The sequence below is a fragment of the Phytobacter sp. V91 genome (assembly GCF_965644225.1).
Lineage (GTDB): Bacteria > Pseudomonadota > Gammaproteobacteria > Enterobacterales > Enterobacteriaceae > CBFFRJ01.
In genome coordinates this window covers 3,284-5,020 of sequence record NZ_CBFFRJ010000209.1, presented here as the reverse complement: position 1 = coordinate 5,020, position 1,737 = coordinate 3,284, and the positions used below count along the sequence as shown (strand labels likewise).

Sequence of the window (1,737 nt, the reverse complement as noted above, 5' to 3'; positions counted from 1 at the left end):
GCACTGCTCTTTAACAATTTATCAGACAATCTGTGTGGGCACTCAAAGTGACATGGATTCTTAACGTCCTCGGACGAAAAATGAATACCAAGTCTCTGAGTGAACACGTAATTCATTACGAAGTTTAATTCATGAGCATCAAACTTAAATTGAAGAGTTTGATCATGGCTCAGATTGAACGCTGGCGGCAGGCCTAACACATGCAAGTCGAACGGTAGCACAGAGAGCTTGCTCTTGGGTGACGAGTGGCGGACGGGTGAGTAATGTCTGGGAAACTGCCTGATGGAGGGGGATAACTACTGGAAACGGTAGCTAATACCGCATAACGTCGCAAGACCAAAGAGGGGGACCTTCGGGCCTCTTGCCATCAGATGTGCCCAGATGGGATTAGCTAGTAGGTGGGGTAATGGCTCACCTAGGCGACGATCCCTAGCTGGTCTGAGAGGATGACCAGCCACACTGGAACTGAGACACGGTCCAGACTCCTACGGGAGGCAGCAGTGGGGAATATTGCACAATGGGCGCAAGCCTGATGCAGCCATGCCGCGTGTATGAAGAAGGCCTTCGGGTTGTAAAGTACTTTCAGCGAGGAGGAAGGTGGTGAGGTTAATAACCTCATCAATTGACGTTACTCGCAGAAGAAGCACCGGCTAACTCCGTGCCAGCAGCCGCGGTAATACGGAGGGTGCAAGCGTTAATCGGAATTACTGGGCGTAAAGCGCACGCAGGCGGTCTGTCAAGTCGGATGTGAAATCCCCGGGCTCAACCTGGGAACTGCATTCGAAACTGACAGGCTAGAGTCTTGTAGAGGGGGGTAGAATTCCAGGTGTAGCGGTGAAATGCGTAGAGATCTGGAGGAATACCGGTGGCGAAGGCGGCCCCCTGGACAGAGACTGACGCTCAGGTGCGAAAGCGTGGGGAGCAAACAGGATTAGATACCCTGGTAGTCCACGCTGTAAACGATGTCTATTTGGAGGTTGTTCCCTTGAGGAGTGGCTTCCGGAGCTAACGCGTTAAATAGACCGCCTGGGGAGTACGGCCGCAAGGTTAAAACTCAAATGAATTGACGGGGGCCCGCACAAGCGGTGGAGCATGTGGTTTAATTCGATGCAACGCGAAGAACCTTACCTACTCTTGACATCCACGGAACTTTTCAGAGATGAATTGGTGCCTTCGGGAACCGTGAGACAGGTGCTGCATGGCTGTCGTCAGCTCGTGTTGTGAAATGTTGGGTTAAGTCCCGCAACGAGCGCAACCCTTATCCTTTGTTGCCAGCGGTTCGGCCGGGAACTCAAAGGAGACTGCCAGTGATAAACTGGAGGAAGGTGGGGATGACGTCAAGTCATCATGGCCCTTACGAGTAGGGCTACACACGTGCTACAATGGCATATACAAAGAGAAGCGACCTCGCGAGAGCAAGCGGACCTCATAAAGTATGTCGTAGTCCGGATTGGAGTCTGCAACTCGACTCCATGAAGTCGGAATCGCTAGTAATCGTGGATCAGAATGCCACGGTGAATACGTTCCCGGGCCTTGTACACACCGCCCGTCACACCATGGGAGTGGGTTGCAAAAGAAGTAGGTAGCTTAACCTTCGGGAGGGCGCTTACCACTTTGTGATTCATGACTGGGGTGAAGTCGTAACAAGGTAACCGTAGGGGAACCTGCGGTTGGATCACCTCCTTACCTTAAAGAACCTGCCTTTGTAGTGCTCACACAGATTGTCTGATGAAAATT

The 1,737-nt window shown here is 51.9% G+C and carries 1 rRNA gene; it reads left to right on the top strand.

Annotated features, from left to right (window positions below):
- Positions 1-146 precede the first annotated feature (146 nt).
- Positions 147-1,686 (top strand): 16S ribosomal RNA (locus ACSZO4_RS24550).
- Positions 1,687-1,737: the final 51 nt, after the last annotated feature.